This window comes from Blautia faecis, assembly GCF_027662325.1.
Taxonomy (GTDB): domain Bacteria; phylum Bacillota; class Clostridia; order Lachnospirales; family Lachnospiraceae; genus Blautia_A; species Blautia_A faecis.
Window position 1 is genome coordinate 42001 of record NZ_JAQDKY010000028.1, and the last position, 14860, is coordinate 56860.

Here is a 14860-nt window from a genome sequence, read left to right on the forward strand (position 1 = left end):
TGTTACTATATAAATTACAATAATCAATCTGTGAGATTTGTATAGCTGCTCAACACATCAGAAAAATTGTTGAGGAATCATATGATCCCAAATAATACAGGAGTATATAATGTCAGAAAAAACGAGAAAACAAGATCGCCGTACCCGCTATACCAGACAAACCATAAAAGATACGTTCTTAGAATTGTTAAAGCAGAAAAGTTTTACGAAAATTACAGTTACTGAGATCTGCAAAAATGCTGAAATCAACCGTGGCACTTTTTATCTTCATTACTACGATATCCATGATGTATTAACAGATATTTTTGATGATATGACTCAGGATATGTTAACAACTGTAGATCATTTATTCTGTCTAAATCAAAAGAGCTGTTCCTATCCGTTCTGTCAGAAAATACAGATGGAATCACAATACAGGGCATTGTTTCTGGATGATGCAATTGCCCCTATTCTTCTGGAAAAATTAGCAGAAAATACAAAAGAAGGCTATGTGACCTGGCTTATGTCACACAGCCTCCTGACCTTTGAACAGGCAGAATCGGTTTTTTATTTTCAAATGAACGGCTGCCTTTCCATCAACAGACTGATGCTCCGCAATCACTGTAATGACTGGAAACAGATTCAGACAGTAATCGACAAATTTATCAAAGCCGGACTGGAAAGTTTTCTGATTCATGATCAGAGGGAAGAAAATGCTTCCGATAATTTTTGCAGCAAAATTTCTCCAACTGTTACCGCATCTTCTACACTTAGATAATGATCGGCATGATCCTGAAGAAATATTTTGCCAGATACAGGAAATTCTTCATCTGCAAACCATATCTTTAAAGTTACCGGATATCTTGGCAGAACTGGAAAAACAGCACACAAATCCGCCTTTGTCTCTGTAAATTCTGCACCCAGGTTTTTACATGCTTTCTGAATTTTCTCAGGATCTTTATCCCGCAAAAGCTTTTCCAGTTTCTGCTCTGCGGTCCGGTCAAACTTGGTTCCTCGAATCAATCCATCTTTCAGGTTACCAAAAGTAATGAGCTTCTGTGAACCTTCTGTTCCATCGGCCATATCCAGATAATGCAGCAATGTCAGATAATGCCATTCGTCCATGTCTGAGTTAATACGAAACTCAGGGAGTTGAATTTCAATCTTTTCGTAAAAGCTCTGTACTTCAAGCACATTTCGGCTGCTTTGAAAAACAGCCCCACTTTTTGCAGCAAGATCCTCTCCGGAGCGATTTTGCAGCCGTTTTACTGCTGCCTGCAACATTTCCTGAAATGCACGATTTTCTGTTTGATTTTTGTATTCCATAAGCTCTCCTTTGTGAATGTTTTATCGCATCATATAATAATCAATGTTTATGCAAGGATTTGGGTGGTTTCATAAATCTGGCTTTGTCCGGATTCTCTTTCATCCATTCCCGGGCAAAATCCATTACCTCAGTCATAGTTTCATAATCTTTTCCACAAAAACAGCAACTTGGGCATGTTGGACATGGCCATCCCTTATTTTTGAATCTGCATGCGTCTAAATGTCGGTATGCTCTTAATAAATTTGCTTCATATTCTTCTTTAGACTGTGAAGCTTCCCTGTTTTCACGATAATAAAGGTAATACATTTTTTTAGTCATATGTTTTTTGATTCTGGTATATAAATTTCCTTTTAATTTGTCCACAATCAGCATATTATACAATCCTCCGTAAGTTTTATTACTATGTTGACTTTTCCTTTAAATTTCATTATAGTTGTAATTATATTATTTACAATCATCAAAATAAAAAATATGTACAGTTTCTCAACACATTAAAAAGAGCTGTTGAGAACTTGGGATGTTTTCGACAAACCAGAAATATTTTCGCCTCAAAAACGTGAAACCAAAATCATTATATCATACTACAAGGAGTTTCTTATCATGAAATACTCAACGAAATTAAGCGATACTGTCCATGTAATGGTTCTGATTGCTATCAACCAGGAAAACTCACTCTCCAGTGCCTCAATTGCAGAAAGTATCCATACAAATCCCGGCTTTGTACGCCAGCTCATGTTAAAACTAAAAAAGGCCGAACTTATGACCAGTGTAGCCGGACATGCCCGTCCTTCTCTTTCAAAACCAGCAGACCAGATTACGTTGCTGGATATTTATAAAGCAGTGGAGGGCGAGAAACCGCTACTTCATTTAGATACTCATACCAACCCTGATTGTGGCGTTGGCATTAATATTCAGTTGTCCTTGCAGGGATTCTATAATGAAATTCAAAAAAACACTGAAGAAAAGATGAATACAATTACTTTACAGGATATCATAAATACTTATTATCAGCGAACATCCATGCAAAATGATTTACAAAATATTATATAGCAGGAGAAACGAGAATGGACTTCCAGATATGGATTATCTTCTAAATGATGAAGAATCTGATAACGATTTGGCGAGTAAAATTTTATATTTTCTAATCCAGGGATTTTCTTGTTATCATGCCCGCCTCCGTGCGGGCATTTTTAAATTCAGCAGCGCACCACAGGCGGTCTTTCCTGTGCAGAAAAAAAGAAGCGCTCCTACAGGCGCTTCTTCTTACCATATTAGGACTTCGATCAAAAGTTAGTGGGCCACAAAGTGGGCCATTTTTCAAAAAATCACATGAATTTATATAGAGTTTTATCCAAGTCGGAAATCCGCTAAATGCTCTAGCTATCAGCATTTAAAGGCATTTAACAACTTATATGGACATTTATGAAATCGGCCTCGTAATAACGATACCTAATTTCATTATTTCTGCTTATTTGAATGACAGTGATTTTTCCTTCCAAAAGTGATACCAAAAGGTGATAGTAGGTAAATTATAAAACGCCCCTACCCACAATTCAATTGGTAATATTTACCAATCATCCTTGTGTTTAGGGGCGTTTAATTACTTCTCGCTTGGACACATTAGCTAAAAAATAGCTATTATTTTATTATTTGTTATAGTTTACGATGTCGCATAAACAGTGCGTAAACCCATTGATTTTGCTAATGTTACGCACATCTTTTTTCAAAAGTGATACCACAACGTGATACTTCAAACAGTTCCTAACACATCAAAACATCATATGTAAACTTCCTTACCTACCATGTTTTTCACAAATTCTTCCTGGGCTTTCTGAGACACATAGTATTCTTTCCCAATTTTATTTCCGTATCCCATCTGGAACATCAACTTTAGGATTCTTAACGCCTTATCGCTCTCGCAATGATAAATGTCCATAATCTCTTTCTTGCCAATCATCTTAGGGAACTGCTCTCTAAGGGATTTAACACAGGACTCTATTACTGCATCCTTATCTATACACACAGCCATCAACTGTTCTTTAGTTAAGATAGCATAGTTCTGCCCATCATTCAAGCTAACTATTGACTTTTTTACTGCTTGATTACCGGATCGGTCTGATTCTTGTTTCGCAGTTGAAATTTCTTCACATTCGTGAGAAATATCTTTACCATACGATGTGATTGTAAATAGTCCCATATCGTCATCTGTCGCATAGTTTTCAAAATCATTCCGTAACGCCAACTCGCTCAGTCCATAGTTCATGTCTTGTCCTCCTCGTATTTTTCTCATCATTTTATGATTCTCCTTTCTGCGCTTTTATCATCGCAACTTAATTGAAATGATTCTTTTCAAACTGTGATCATCGTTCTTGAAGCACTGCATTTCATAAAAATGATATATCACAGTTTATGCAGACATTACGTCCATAGCGCGTGTGCCACTTGTGCCACTGTGCCACCCCTAATCCAACAGGCGAATTCCGGTTAATCTTCTCACTGGATTTTTGAATTGTTCGTTGCCATAATTGCGACTACGAACGCTTTTCACGCGACCTTGGCTATTAAAGATTATCTGCTCGTCAAGATTTTTTTCAAAAGCCGTTTTTTGAAGCAAAATATAGTTTCCTCTTACAGAAGCTGTTTTGTATTTCACCCAAAAGTAATTCTTATATGCTTCATACAATTCTTTTTTGCTTGTATAATCATTTTCATCACCAGTAACCTCGATACGCTCTTCGCAAAATTCCGTAAAGAATGAATTGCAAGTAGTCCAGTCATACTTCAATTGCCTTGACAGATTAGACTCCTTGATTACAATACTTCCATCCTGAGTAACAACCTCTTTCATACGGCGTAGTATCTTCGTCACAATCTTATCCTTTTCACTTTGTAGCTTTTCTGGCAGATCTGCGCATTGATCTTCCTCTTTTGTTTCGCAGACAAAAGGTAAAACCAACATTCGATTTACCAGGCCTGCATCGTATTTTTCCGAAGCAAACCCGAAATTAGTTGCAAAAACGAACTTGAATCTGGCAATAATTTCTTTGGCTGATTTATATTTTGCCTCACCTGAAACTTTGCCATCTCCAGTCACACGCTTTATGACTCCCAGGGACTTTGAAGATAATACTTTCTCGTCAATATCAAGACATGATATTAGAAGTTTATCCTCACAGTCTCCCAAGGCAAACCTACCGCCCAGCTTGGAAGAATCTATTCTTGATATCCGTGAGCCATCAAAAAGGCTCTCAAAAAACTGTCCAAATAATACCGACTTTCCAGAATTTGAAGCATTCCCGGCAACCACAAATTTCTTGCATTTATTCGGCAATAGCAACATTCCCAGAGCATACTCAATCATACGAATAGACGCCTCGTCTCCACCTGTCGCATCCCTTAAAAGCTTGTCGAAATTTGGTGTACATAATTCCATATCCATTTTTTCTTTCAGATATTTAGCCTTTATTTGATAATAATATGGCTTCTCAGAAGTAAACTGCTTCTGAAATGTGCCTGTCATAACGTCATAAATTCCGTTTTCCAGAACCACCTGGCCATATATACTGCGAATATCCTTTTCACAGAATGTCTTGTAATACTTTCCGGATTTTTCGATATCCAATGGATTAGCTGTACACTCCCGGACAATGTAATCCGCAACGTTTTCTATGATTTTTTTGCAAGATTTTGTCGTAAGCTTAATTTCCTTTGGAAGTTCCGCATATATAAGATCACCAAGCTTTTTGTCATTCAACGGCTCATAGCATCTTCCATTGTAGATCCAAAGTGCCCAATCGGACGGATCAAGATGCCATATGCTATATTTGTCCAAAATTATCTTGGCAAACTCATAGCTGTTAAATTCTTCAGCGGAAATTTTTTTCTCTTTTGATGCCTTGGCAGCATCACCTGTAGCTTTCGCTACAGATGATGCTAATGATGATTCAATTCCAGAATTAGGGACTGAATTTTTCCTGAAGACAGGAACTATCATTGGGTTAGACTTTGTTTCCCTGATTTCAGCAGTTCCTGTAAATGTATTTGCGTTCTCTGCTTCTGCAACTCTCACACCCACATCTGAATCACTCATTTCCTCATAGCCCGCTTTTGATGCTTCGTCTACCTGTTCTTCCATCCGCATCATTGTTTCAGTTGCCGTGTCAGTTTTTTCGCGCTCGTAGTTCTCTTTTAAGGCTTGGCTCAGATCTGCTTCCATCTGCATCATTGCTTCACCTGCCGTGTCAGTTTCTTCGCACTCGTAGTTCTCTTTTCTAAAATAAGGATTCGTATCAAATACATTTTTATTCTTCTTATTCTTCTTTTTCTTCATTATCCTCTTTTACCTCCAATAAATTAACAGCAGCTCTGCCTATTTCCAGATTTGTTCCAAATACTTCCTTACACCCAAATGAAAGCATCTGTCTTACTAATCTATCATTTTTCTCAGACTCCGGCCAAATAAGTCCTATCTCTACTAATTTCATTTTATCTTGTTTTTTCTCAGTTCCCGCTAAAATTATGGCTCGCATATACCCTCCAGGCAAACACCATAAGAGAACTATGTTCTGTAAGTACTCTGATTCTTTATCTGCAATTTTAACAATACCACTGGACTTCTTTCGGTTTATCCCAATCCAATAATCTTCTTCCGGAGCACATTCATTACTATAAGTATTACATTTTTGCTCGTTATCGCAGACTAGCATATAGTAAAACTCAATAGGTTCCGGTTCGTCACCGAAGCTATAGTATGTGCTTTCATTCTTGTTGATTCTGATTACTTCCTTGTAATAAGGTCTGTTTTTCTTCATGTTTTTTTCTCCTTTTTTTGTTGTTTATTCAACAGTCATATCCACACCTCTAGTACCGCAAATCCATACTGAACGTATAATTTTCCATCAGCGACGTTGTCGTAGGTATCCGTAGCCACCGCTATCCCCTTACTTCTCCGCCTTGCTAATGAAGAAATCATTCTGCATCAATATAGCAGAAACTTAATTTTCACTGCACTGGTGTGATTACTGCTTTACGTTTTCAATTCTCTCACTTTATTGCAAAAAAATAAGGGTCAAAAAATCGCTCTTTTTATCTGGATTTTTCGTCCCTCATTTTTATCAAATTGATATTTGATTAACGTTTTCGTTATCTCGTTTTTTCGTTTTTCTTTTCTATCTTCTCGAATCCTTTCACCGTATGCGCAACATCCCTGAAATTTGCGATTTTACATTCATCTCCCACATATCCCAAATAAATCCCATTATTTTTCATAAGCTCCTTCTCACACCGTTCACAAATTTGCTTTCTGCATCTCTGAAGTTCTTCAACTATAATCTTATTAATTCTTATATAGCCATCCGCTCTTGCATACTCCCTTCCTGGTTCTATATACCTCTCGATTTCCCTATTTAACCTTTGACGCTCTCTGGCTACAACTGACATTGACGCGTAATATCTCTTTTCAAAACACTCATCTATATCAGATTCCGATAATGGACATTTTTTATCATGCGCCCAATCCAGTAATATGTTATAGACTTTTACAACAATACTTATTGGTATATCTTCAAATTTGCCTTTTCTCATATCCTTATTCCACTCTTGTGAGCAAGAATTCATCAATTCATTCATTTTTATCAGCATTCCTGCTTCAAATTTATATTTGCCTTTTTTCTTTAATTTGCCAAACTTATCCTTTCCTAAACAAGCCTCAAAAATCTTTTTAATTTTCTTATCTCTTTTTATACTATTACTTTCTTCATTATCATCTATAACACCTGTTTGTTGCCACATCTTAATTGTGTCATCAATACTTTTGTCTTCCGGTAGGTTTGCAACGGTGTACAAAGGGAACATAATAAAAAACTTAATAATGGACTGCCAATCTTACACAAAGTACCGCCCAAACGAGACTACGGGCGGTATTTTTGTATCATGGCGGAGAAAGGAGGAACTTCCCACGGGGGCTTGACTGAAAAGTTGAGCCCCTTTTTTCATGCCAAAAAACAGGAGGTAAATGCTTATGGCAGATGATAAAACCACAAAAACGCCGGAACAGCCGGTAACGGATAGCGGGCCGGGCAAGGAAACGCCTCCCGCTCCCCCAAAAGAGCCGGAGAAGGTTTCCGTTTCCCCGGAGCCGGAAAAAAAGACGGAACCAGAAGTAAAGAACCCACAGGTTTCTGTCTATAACTTCGCTGAAATTATGAAGGAAAAGAAAGCCGAGGAACGGGCGGCAACTCCCAGCGGGGAAAAGCCTGACCCGACAAAAGCGGAGAAACCGGAAAAGCAGCCGGAGGCTCCGAAGAAAGCGGAGGAAAAACCCAAAGAGCCGGAACAGCCGAAGCGCCGGGGCCGTCCCCCGAAAGCAGATAAGGACAAGGCCGCAACCCCGAAGCCCGAAGCTCCCGCACAGAAACCGGAAAATGCGGTCAAAAAGGAACCGGAGAAAAAAACGGCGCCAACGGTACAGGCCGCTCCCGCTCCGAAGGAACCCGAAAAACCGAAGGATGCACCACGCCGGGGCAAGGAACAGATCGTCTATATCAAGCTGAACGAGCTTCACGCCTTCAAGAACCATCCCTTTGAGGTTCGGGATGATGAAGAAATGCGGGCTATGGTGTCCAGCGTCAAGGACAAGGGCGTGACCCAGCCCGCTATCGTCCGTCCCCGTGAGGATGGCGGCTATGAGATCGTGTCCGGCCACCGCCGCCAGAAGGCCAGCGAGCTTGCCGGATATGCGGATATGCCCTGTATTGTTCGCAATCTGACGGACGATGAAGCCATCACGCAGATGGTCGAGGACAATCTCAACCAGCGTGAAGAAATCCTCCCCAGTGAGCGGGCCAAAGCCTTGAAAATGCAGCTTGAGGCCATCAAGCACCAGGGCTCCCGCACTTCGGGCCAGATTGACCCGAAGGACGCAGGAAAACGCTCCAACGAAATTGTAGCCGAGCGCAATAAGATGGCGGTCAAGCAGGTGCAGCGGTATATCCGGCTCAATGAGCTGGTTCCCGACCTGATGAAGCTGATGGATGAAAAAAAGCTGGGCTTTACTACGGCGGTGGAGCTTTCCTATATCGGCAAGAAGAACCAGAACTATATCGCCGTCGCCATTGACAGCCAGCAGTCCTCGCCTTCACAGGCGCAGGCAAAGCGTATGCGTGAGCTGGACGAAAAGAAGCTGCTCAACGGGGATGTGATCGACGGCATTATGATGGAGGACAAAAAGGAGGTAGACAAAGTGATTTTGACAGGTGCGGAACTGAGCAAGTATTTCGGCAAGGAAACTACGCCGAGGGAAATGAAGGACCAGATCATCAAGCTGCTGGACGACTGGAAGGGTCAGCAGAAGGAACATGAAAAGCCGGAGAAGAAAACCGAACAGGAAAAGTAAGCCCAAACTTCGGGTCAGCATGGCCCGAGGATTGCGGGGCTCTGCCCCGCGCCCCGAAGCTCTGGAGATATAAATGATTCCCCGTCGCCAGTTATTCCGTAGCATAGCCGGGAAAATCAGTCAAGGGCAGCGCCGCCGCAGGCGGTGCCAGAGGCACCCTTGACGGATTTCTCCCGGTTATGCTTTTTCCCGGTCAAGCGACGGGGATATAAATTCTCCAGAGCCGTTCCCCTTCCCGGGGGAAGGGGCGGAGGGGTTGGGCGAACTCTTGCTTTTCCCTAAACCAAAACAGAAATGGAGGCTCAACCAATGAAACGACCTTTAGCATACCTGACCGCCGCATGGAGCGGCGAGCCGGATGTTGATATGGAGCTGGCGGCCCACTACTGCCGTCTTGCTTATGAGGCGGGCTTTTCCCCGATCTGCCCGCTCTTGTATCTGCCGCTGTTTTTGAATGACAGCGTTCCCGAGGAACACAAGGCTGGGATTGATATGCGCCGGGATATGCTGCGGCGCTCCCACACCCTGATTGTCTGCGGCAGCGCTGTGGACGAGGATGTAAAAAATGATATTGCGGTTGCCGGGCGGCTGGGCATTGCGGCGACCACACTGGAAGGGGTGCTTGCCGTGAAGGGACACGGCACCCCGGGCCATGCCGGACATTAAGCTGGGAAGCCTTTTCGACGGGATTGGCGTGTTCCCTCTGGCTGCTTCCCGGTGCGGTATCCGTCCGGTATGGGCCAGTGAGATTGAAAAAGCGCCCATCTCTATAACCAAAAGGCACTTTCCCGACATGGTGCATTTGGGGGATATTACGAAGGTGGACGGCGGGAAAATCCCGCCGGTTCATGTAATTACCTTCGGTTCCCCCTGTCAGAACCTTTCTCTGATCGGCAACCGCTCCGGCCTTGCCGGGGCAAAATCAAGCCTGTTCTATCAGGCGTTTCGTATCATACAGGAAATGAGGGATGCTACTGATAACCTATATCCAGCTATCGCTGTTTGGGAAAACGTCATGGGAGCGTTTTCTACAAATGACCGGATGGACTTTAGAGCCGTCTTATCCGCCTTCTCGGACACCGAAGTTCCAATGCCTCCTTCGGGAAGATGGGGAAACGCCGGAATGGTGCGAGGGGGAACGCCTGATGTGTGCTGGCGACTCATGGACGCCCAGTATTGGGCAGGCTCCCGAAGGCTGGCACGAAGGCAGCGGATTTTCGTCGTGGCGGATTTTGGAGGCAGACGTGCCGCAGACATACTATTTAAGCCCCGTCCAATGCTCCCACTTCCTCCGCCTTGCGGAGAGGGCGGGTGGGCCGCCGCCGAAGGAGATCGAACAGCTTCTTTTGAAACAGGGCGGCAGATACCAGTCATCCACCCCTTTCAGTGCTTCCGTATGCGGGGAGCGGCAAAAAGGCAGGAAGAAACGGCCTTCCGAAACAGCTTCGGATTACCAACTGACCCTTTTCCCACTCTTTTAGCCAGTGATGTAACGCCCTTTGCCTTCTGGTATGAGGGCGACCCGAAGGGCGGCTGTATCCGTTTTCTGACGGAAACGGAAAGCGAACGGCTGATGGGGCTGCCAGAGGGCTGGACAAAGTACGGGGCGGACGGCATGGAGATCCGGCCTCTGCAACGCTACAAGGCACTGGGAAACGCGATTGCCCTCCCTTGCGCCGATTACATTATGGCCGGGATTTATGAGGTGCTGGCTGACCGGGCCGGAAAGGAGGAATGAGCCCATGTTTGAAGCCTATATAACCAATACAGCCCTATACCCCTTAATGGGGATTGAGGTAGGGACAACGGTACATTTCCCCATGACGACACAGGAGTTGCAGGCCGCCCTTGCCAAAATCGGGATAGACGGGAAACGGTACAGCGAAGTGTTCTTTACCAGCTTTGACAGTGATGTGCTGGGGCTCTACGATTATCTCTACGAATGTGAGAACATCGACGAGCTGAACGAGCTGGGCCACGCCCTGCTGGAAGTACGGGATAAGGGCGGACTGGAAACCTTTGAAGCCGCTCTTGTCTTGGGAAACCACACAAGGAGCGTGAAGGATTTGATAAACCTGACGCAGAACCTTGACCTTTACCGCTTTTACCCGGATATTTCCGATGATGAAGGGCTGGGCCGTCTTTACGCCGACGAGCTTGGGACTATCGACATACCGGAGCACATTCAGAACTACTTCGATTATGAGGCATACGGGCGGGATGTGCGTATCAACGAGGGCGGCGTATTCGCTCCCGGTGGGTATGTGTCGGCAGTCCCGGAGGGCTTCAAGGAGTATTACCACGGGCCGCAGGACATTCCGCCGGAACACCGGATATTTGCCTATCCTGAAAAGGCCGAGCCTGTCCACTCCATTCTCGCTACACTCAAACGGTTTCAAGAAGCCCCACCCGCTCCGAAAAAGGACAAGACGGAGACTTCCCATGAAGAACGGTAAGACTTCGGGCCAGCATGGCCCGAAGCATGAAGGAGGTGCATACCATCAACTATTACCCTATCAATGAAGGGGCCGCCCGCCGGGCAAAAGAAATGAACAGCTTTTCCGACTACAAGGAAGGGAGCGCAACGGCGGAATACCGGGCAATGGTGGACAAGGCCGCCGCCATAGCGGAACAGCAGAAATCCCGGGTGGACCCCATGTACCATGAGAAGATCGACCATCTGTTAGACACCTACGCCCGCAAGCTGGCCGAAAACATGAACCAGGGCTTTGCCATTGACGCAAGGGTTCCCTCTGTGATGATCGCCGGACCTGCCAATTTCCCGGTGGGAAAGAAGGAAAAACAGAACCGGGCCCGGGACAGCAACATGGAGGAATGGCGGTATATTCAAGGGCTGCTGGATAAGATACGCAGTACCGGCATGGGCGGGATCAGCGCCGATGACCCGGCAGCGATTGAAAAGCTCCAGAAGAAGCTGGACGGGCTGGAACGCTCCCAGCTCATTATGAAGGAGGTCAACGCCTATTACTGCAAGCATGGCAAGCTGGACGGCTGTGCGCTGCTGTCGCTGGACCAGATTGAAAAGCTGAAAGCAAGCATGGCGTCAAGTTGGCGAAGCGACCCGAGGCCCTTTGAAAGCTACCAGCTAACCAACAACAATGCGGAGATCCGCCGGGTAAAGGCCCGTATCGAACAGCTTTCCAAACAGGCACAGCAGGAATTTTCCGGCTGGGAGTTCGATGGGGGTCGTGTGGAAATGAACCGGGAGGACAACCGCTTGCAGGTGTTCTTTGACGGAAAGCCTGACGCGGACACCCGGGCCGAGCTGAAAAGCAGCGGCTTTCGTTGGGCTCCCAGCGTGGGCGCATGGCAGAGGCAGCTCACAGACAACGCCATCCGGGCGGCTGACCGTCTGGAATGTATCAAGCCGCTGTCCGGCGAAAAGCCCTCCCGGCTTCAAAAGAAGCCCTCTATCTTGCAGACCATGCGGGAACAGGGCGAAAAAGTCCAGACGGAGCCGGAAAAGAAAGCTCCGTCCGGCAGAGATGCCGAGCGGTAAGCCTCGGGCCACATTGGCCCGAGGTTTTCTGTTCCCCGAGATTGTACGGGGGCCTCCCGGATAGCGGGAACCCCGACGGAAAGGAGGTTTTATGCAGGAAGAAGTAAACCAAAAAACGGTTGCCCTTTCGATCAGGACAACGAAGCTCACGGGAAAAGTGCTGGCTGCCGCCCTTGGCAAGGTGGCGCGGGCGGTGCAAAAGCACCACCGGAAGGCGCTGACCCCGCAGGGACGCCAGAGCGTAAAAAAGCTGATGAACCACTATGGCGGCAAAAGCGCCATGCCCTATGTGGGAGCCCCAAAGGATTTTGACCGGATCGCGAAGGAGTTCCATGTGGACTACGCTTTCCATAAAGTGAGTCCCGGCCATTACCTGCTGTTTTTCAAAGCCAATCAGGCGGACGCCATCACGGCGGCATTCCAGAAGTACAGCGCAAAGGTGCTGAATAAAGAGCAGGACAAGGCTTCCATCCTCGGCCAGCTTCGGAAATTCACGGAGCAGATCAGGACACAAGCAAAGGAAAAGCAGCGGACCAGAGAGGCGGTGAAGGACGGACGTTGAGTGACAAGATCAGAAAATATGTGCTCCCAAACCTGCCGTACCTCTTTGTGTTCTGGTTCTTCTCCAAAATCGGGACGGCATACCGGATCGCCCCCGGCACAGACTTCGGGACAAAGCTCATGGGGATGCTCGATACCTTCCCCAAAGCCTTTGAAACCTACTGGCCGGGGCTGGGAGGTATTGACCTGCTGGTGGGCCTTGCCGGTGCGGCTGGGGTGTATCTGCTGATACAGTCAAAGATCAGGCAGGCGAAAAAATTCCGGCGGGATGCAGAGTACGGCACTGCCCGCTTTGGAACAAAGGAGGATATAAAGCCGTTTGTAGACCCTAAATTTCAGAACAATGTCATTCTGACCGGGACGGAGTTCCTTACCATGAACACCCGTCCGAAGATACCCGCCAATGCCCGGAACCTAAACGCCTGTGTCATCGGATCGTCCGGCTCGGGAAAGACAAGGTTCTGGTTGACCCCGCAGCTCCTTCAAGCCCATTCCTCGTATGTGGTGGTAGACCCGAAGGGTGGCACCCTCGACCAGTGCGGACGGTTTCTGCAACGGGAGAAATACAGGGTGCGGGTGTTCAACAGTATCGACTTTTCAAAATCCATGCACTACAATCCGCTGGCCTATATCAAGACAGAAAGCGACGTTTTGAAATTTGTTACCGCCCTGATTGCCAACACCAAAGGCGACGGTAAGGAGGGCGACGAGTTCTGGACCAAAGCCGAAACCCTCTTGTACTGCGCCCTTGTGGCCTACATCGTCTTTGAGGGGCCGGAAGAAGAACGCAACATGAATACGCTGGTGGAAATGATAAGCAGCATGGAAGTCCGGGAGGATGACGAAACCTTCAAAAATGCGGTGGACTATATGTTTGACGGGCTGGAACGCCGCAGCCCCCAGCACTTCGCCGTGAGGCAGTATAAGAAATACAAGCTCGCCAGCGGCAAGACAGCCAAAAGCATTTTGATTTCCTGCGGTGCAAGGCTGGCTCCCTTTGACATTCCACAGCTCCGGGAGATCATGTCCTATGACGAGCTGGAACTTGATAAGCTGGGGGATGAAAAATCGGCTCTGTTCTTCCTTATCAGCGACACGGACACCACCTACAACTTTTTGGTTGCCCTTGCTTTTTCGCAGATGTTCAACCTTCTGTGTGAACGGGCTGACAACACCTATGGCGGGCGTCTGCCCTACCATGTGCGGGTGCTGTGGGACGAGGCTGCCAACACCGGACAGGTGCCGGGGCTGGAAAAGATCGTGGCCGTCATCCGCTCCCGTGAGATCAGCCTGACGCTCTTTTATCAGGCTATGAGCCAGTGCAAGGCATTGTACAAAGACCATTCCGAAACCATCATGGGCAACATGGACAGTATCGTATTCCTCGGAGGCCGGGAGGCTTCCACCCTAAAGGATATTTCGGAAAACTGGCTGGGCAAGGCCACCATCTCTATGCAGACCGAGGGCCGAAGCCGGGGTCAGTCTGAAAGTTACAGCCAGAACATGCAGCGGCTTGGCCGGGAGCTGATGACCACCAGCGAGATCACCACCATGCCCGGAGATAAATGTATCTTGCAGCTTCGGGGACTCCCGCCCTTCCTGTCCCCGAAGTATGACTTGAAAAAGCACCCGAATTACAAGTATACAGCCGAATTTGATAAAAAGAAAAACGCCTTCCGCTTGGAAAGCCTGTTCCGCCACCGGCCATTGAGACTAAAGCCGGAGGACGAATACACGGTGTACGAAGTGGACGGCTCCGACACGGACGAAGAAGCTGACCTGTTGAACTTCGATGATCTGGACAGCGACGAGTTTGTGTAACTTCGGGCCATGATGACCCGAAGCGCCGCCGATGTGGGCGGCTTTTTTTGTACCCAAAACCATCAAACAAACAAAATGGAGGAACGTATATGGAATTTTTCAATCAGGCAATCGACATTCTTAAAATTCTGGTCATGGCTCTTGGCGCCGGTCTGGCGGTGTGGGGCGTCATCAACCTTCTGGAAGGTTACGGGTCGGACAACCCTGCGGCAAAAAGCCAGGGCATTAAGCAGTTCATGGCTAATTAAAGGGAACAAAA

Annotated in this window: 16 protein-coding genes; 10 read left to right on the forward strand and 6 right to left on the reverse strand. The window is 46.4% G+C overall.

Going from position 1 to position 14860, the window contains the following annotated elements:
- Nucleotides 1-109: 109 nt before the first annotated feature.
- Nucleotides 110-757, forward strand: a complete 648-nt coding sequence (locus PGQ38_RS13020; protein ID WP_270432047.1) for a TetR/AcrR family transcriptional regulator — start codon at nucleotides 110-112, stop codon at nucleotides 755-757.
- On the opposite strand, the gene PGQ38_RS13025 is transcribed toward PGQ38_RS13020, so the two are convergent.
- Both PGQ38_RS13025 and PGQ38_RS13030 read right to left on the reverse strand, forming a co-directional pair.
- Entirely contained in the window at nucleotides 679-1305 is a 627-nt protein-coding gene (locus PGQ38_RS13025) for a DUF3786 domain-containing protein (RefSeq protein ID WP_173771571.1), read from the reverse strand. The two genes, PGQ38_RS13020 and PGQ38_RS13025, sit on opposite strands and share 79 nt — an antisense overlap.
- Before the next feature lie 40 nt (nucleotides 1306-1345).
- Nucleotides 1346-1678, reverse strand: a complete 333-nt coding sequence (locus PGQ38_RS13030; protein WP_187565776.1) for a nitrous oxide-stimulated promoter — start codon at nucleotides 1676-1678, stop codon at nucleotides 1346-1348.
- Between the two features lie 228 nt (nucleotides 1679-1906).
- On the opposite strand from PGQ38_RS13030, the gene PGQ38_RS13035 reads away from it, so the two are divergent.
- Nucleotides 1907-2356 carry an Rrf2 family transcriptional regulator gene (locus tag PGQ38_RS13035; protein ID WP_148462504.1) on the forward strand — a complete coding sequence of 150 codons (450 nt, stop codon included), beginning with the start codon at nucleotides 1907-1909 and terminating at the stop codon, nucleotides 2354-2356.
- Nucleotides 2357-3083: 727 nt separating this feature from the next.
- Here PGQ38_RS13035 and PGQ38_RS13040 read toward each other — a convergent pair.
- From PGQ38_RS13040 to PGQ38_RS13055, 4 genes are all read right to left on the reverse strand, one after another.
- Nucleotides 3084-3569: a hypothetical protein gene (locus tag PGQ38_RS13040; protein WP_204453922.1), complete on the reverse strand. Its 486-nt coding sequence runs from the start codon at nucleotides 3567-3569 to the stop codon at nucleotides 3084-3086.
- Nucleotides 3570-3767: 198 nt separating this feature from the next.
- Nucleotides 3768-5636, reverse strand: a complete 1869-nt coding sequence (locus tag PGQ38_RS13045; RefSeq protein ID WP_270432051.1) for a DUF5906 domain-containing protein — start codon at nucleotides 5634-5636, stop codon at nucleotides 3768-3770.
- Nucleotides 5617-6117, reverse strand: coding sequence for a hypothetical protein (locus PGQ38_RS13050; protein ID WP_204453926.1), 501 nt, complete (start codon nucleotides 6115-6117; stop codon nucleotides 5617-5619). The genes PGQ38_RS13045 and PGQ38_RS13050 overlap by 20 nt, the downstream gene beginning before the upstream one ends.
- A gap of 331 nt (nucleotides 6118-6448) precedes the next feature.
- On the reverse strand, nucleotides 6449-7096 hold the full coding sequence (locus PGQ38_RS13055) for a hypothetical protein (protein WP_270432052.1): 648 nt from the start codon (nucleotides 7094-7096) through the stop codon (nucleotides 6449-6451).
- A 229-nt stretch (nucleotides 7097-7325) separates the two neighbouring features.
- Here PGQ38_RS13055 and PGQ38_RS13060 point away from each other — a divergent pair, with 229 nt between their 5' ends.
- The 8 genes from PGQ38_RS13060 to PGQ38_RS13095 all read left to right on the forward strand — a co-directional run bounded on the left by PGQ38_RS13060 (nucleotide 7326) and on the right by PGQ38_RS13095 (nucleotide 14849).
- A complete protein-coding gene (locus PGQ38_RS13060) occupies nucleotides 7326-8699 on the forward strand; it encodes a ParB/RepB/Spo0J family partition protein (protein ID WP_330418578.1) in 1374 nt (457 codons plus the stop codon).
- Between the two features lie 309 nt (nucleotides 8700-9008).
- Entirely contained in the window at nucleotides 9009-9365 is a 357-nt protein-coding gene (locus PGQ38_RS13065) for a DUF7768 domain-containing protein (RefSeq protein WP_003500157.1), read from the forward strand.
- Nucleotides 9352-10437: a DNA cytosine methyltransferase gene (locus PGQ38_RS13070; protein WP_118203699.1), complete on the forward strand. Its 1086-nt coding sequence runs from the start codon at nucleotides 9352-9354 to the stop codon at nucleotides 10435-10437. Before PGQ38_RS13065 ends, PGQ38_RS13070 begins: the two co-directional genes overlap by 14 nt.
- 4 nt (nucleotides 10438-10441) lie before the next feature.
- Nucleotides 10442-11155: an antirestriction protein ArdA gene (locus tag PGQ38_RS13075; RefSeq protein ID WP_117762132.1), complete on the forward strand. Its 714-nt coding sequence runs from the start codon at nucleotides 10442-10444 to the stop codon at nucleotides 11153-11155.
- A 14-nt stretch (nucleotides 11156-11169) separates the two neighbouring features.
- The gene (locus PGQ38_RS13080; protein ID WP_118203698.1) at nucleotides 11170-12219 is read left to right on the forward strand and encodes a hypothetical protein; all 1050 of its coding nucleotides are present in this window, start codon (nucleotides 11170-11172) and stop codon (nucleotides 12217-12219) included.
- Nucleotides 12220-12310: 91 nt separating this feature from the next.
- Entirely contained in the window at nucleotides 12311-12781 is a 471-nt protein-coding gene (locus PGQ38_RS13085; RefSeq protein WP_007887898.1) for a PcfB family protein, read from the forward strand.
- Nucleotides 12778-14601: a VirD4-like conjugal transfer protein, CD1115 family gene (locus PGQ38_RS13090; RefSeq protein WP_270432061.1), complete on the forward strand. Its 1824-nt coding sequence runs from the start codon at nucleotides 12778-12780 to the stop codon at nucleotides 14599-14601. Before PGQ38_RS13085 ends, PGQ38_RS13090 begins: the two co-directional genes overlap by 4 nt.
- An 89-nt stretch (nucleotides 14602-14690) precedes the next feature.
- Nucleotides 14691-14849, forward strand: a complete 159-nt coding sequence (locus tag PGQ38_RS13095) for a Maff2 family mobile element protein (RefSeq protein WP_003500126.1) — start codon at nucleotides 14691-14693, stop codon at nucleotides 14847-14849.
- Nucleotides 14850-14860 lie beyond the last annotated feature (11 nt).

What these genes read in the sequence shown, in the direction of transcription:
- PGQ38_RS13020 (WP_270432047.1), top strand. Translation starts at nt 110, where the DNA reads ATGTCAGAAAAAACGAGAAAACAAGATCGCCGTACCCGCTATACCAGA.
- PGQ38_RS13025 (WP_173771571.1), bottom strand. Translation starts at nt 1,305, where the DNA reads ATGGAATACAAAAATCAAACAGAAAATCGTGCATTTCAGGAAATGTTG.
- PGQ38_RS13030 (WP_187565776.1), bottom strand. Translation starts at nt 1,678, where the DNA reads ATGCTGATTGTGGACAAATTAAAAGGAAATTTATATACCAGAATCAAA.
- PGQ38_RS13035 (WP_148462504.1), top strand. Translation starts at nt 1,907, where the DNA reads ATGAAATACTCAACGAAATTAAGCGATACTGTCCATGTAATGGTTCTG.
- PGQ38_RS13040 (WP_204453922.1), bottom strand. Translation starts at nt 3,569, where the DNA reads ATGAACTATGGACTGAGCGAGTTGGCGTTACGGAATGATTTTGAAAAC.
- PGQ38_RS13045 (WP_270432051.1), bottom strand. Translation starts at nt 5,636, where the DNA reads ATGAAGAAAAAGAAGAATAAGAAGAATAAAAATGTATTTGATACGAAT.
- PGQ38_RS13050 (WP_204453926.1), bottom strand. Translation starts at nt 6,117, where the DNA reads ATGAAGAAAAACAGACCTTATTACAAGGAAGTAATCAGAATCAACAAG.
- PGQ38_RS13055 (WP_270432052.1), bottom strand. Translation starts at nt 7,096, where the DNA reads ATGTGGCAACAAACAGGTGTTATAGATGATAATGAAGAAAGTAATAGT.
- PGQ38_RS13060 (WP_330418578.1), top strand. Translation starts at nt 7,326, where the DNA reads ATGGCAGATGATAAAACCACAAAAACGCCGGAACAGCCGGTAACGGAT.
- PGQ38_RS13065 (WP_003500157.1), top strand. Translation starts at nt 9,009, where the DNA reads ATGAAACGACCTTTAGCATACCTGACCGCCGCATGGAGCGGCGAGCCG.
- PGQ38_RS13070 (WP_118203699.1), top strand. Translation starts at nt 9,352, where the DNA reads ATGCCGGACATTAAGCTGGGAAGCCTTTTCGACGGGATTGGCGTGTTC.
- PGQ38_RS13075 (WP_117762132.1), top strand. Translation starts at nt 10,442, where the DNA reads ATGTTTGAAGCCTATATAACCAATACAGCCCTATACCCCTTAATGGGG.
- PGQ38_RS13080 (WP_118203698.1), top strand. Translation starts at nt 11,170, where the DNA reads ATGGCCCGAAGCATGAAGGAGGTGCATACCATCAACTATTACCCTATC.
- PGQ38_RS13085 (WP_007887898.1), top strand. Translation starts at nt 12,311, where the DNA reads ATGCAGGAAGAAGTAAACCAAAAAACGGTTGCCCTTTCGATCAGGACA.
- PGQ38_RS13095 (WP_003500126.1), top strand. Translation starts at nt 14,691, where the DNA reads ATGGAATTTTTCAATCAGGCAATCGACATTCTTAAAATTCTGGTCATG.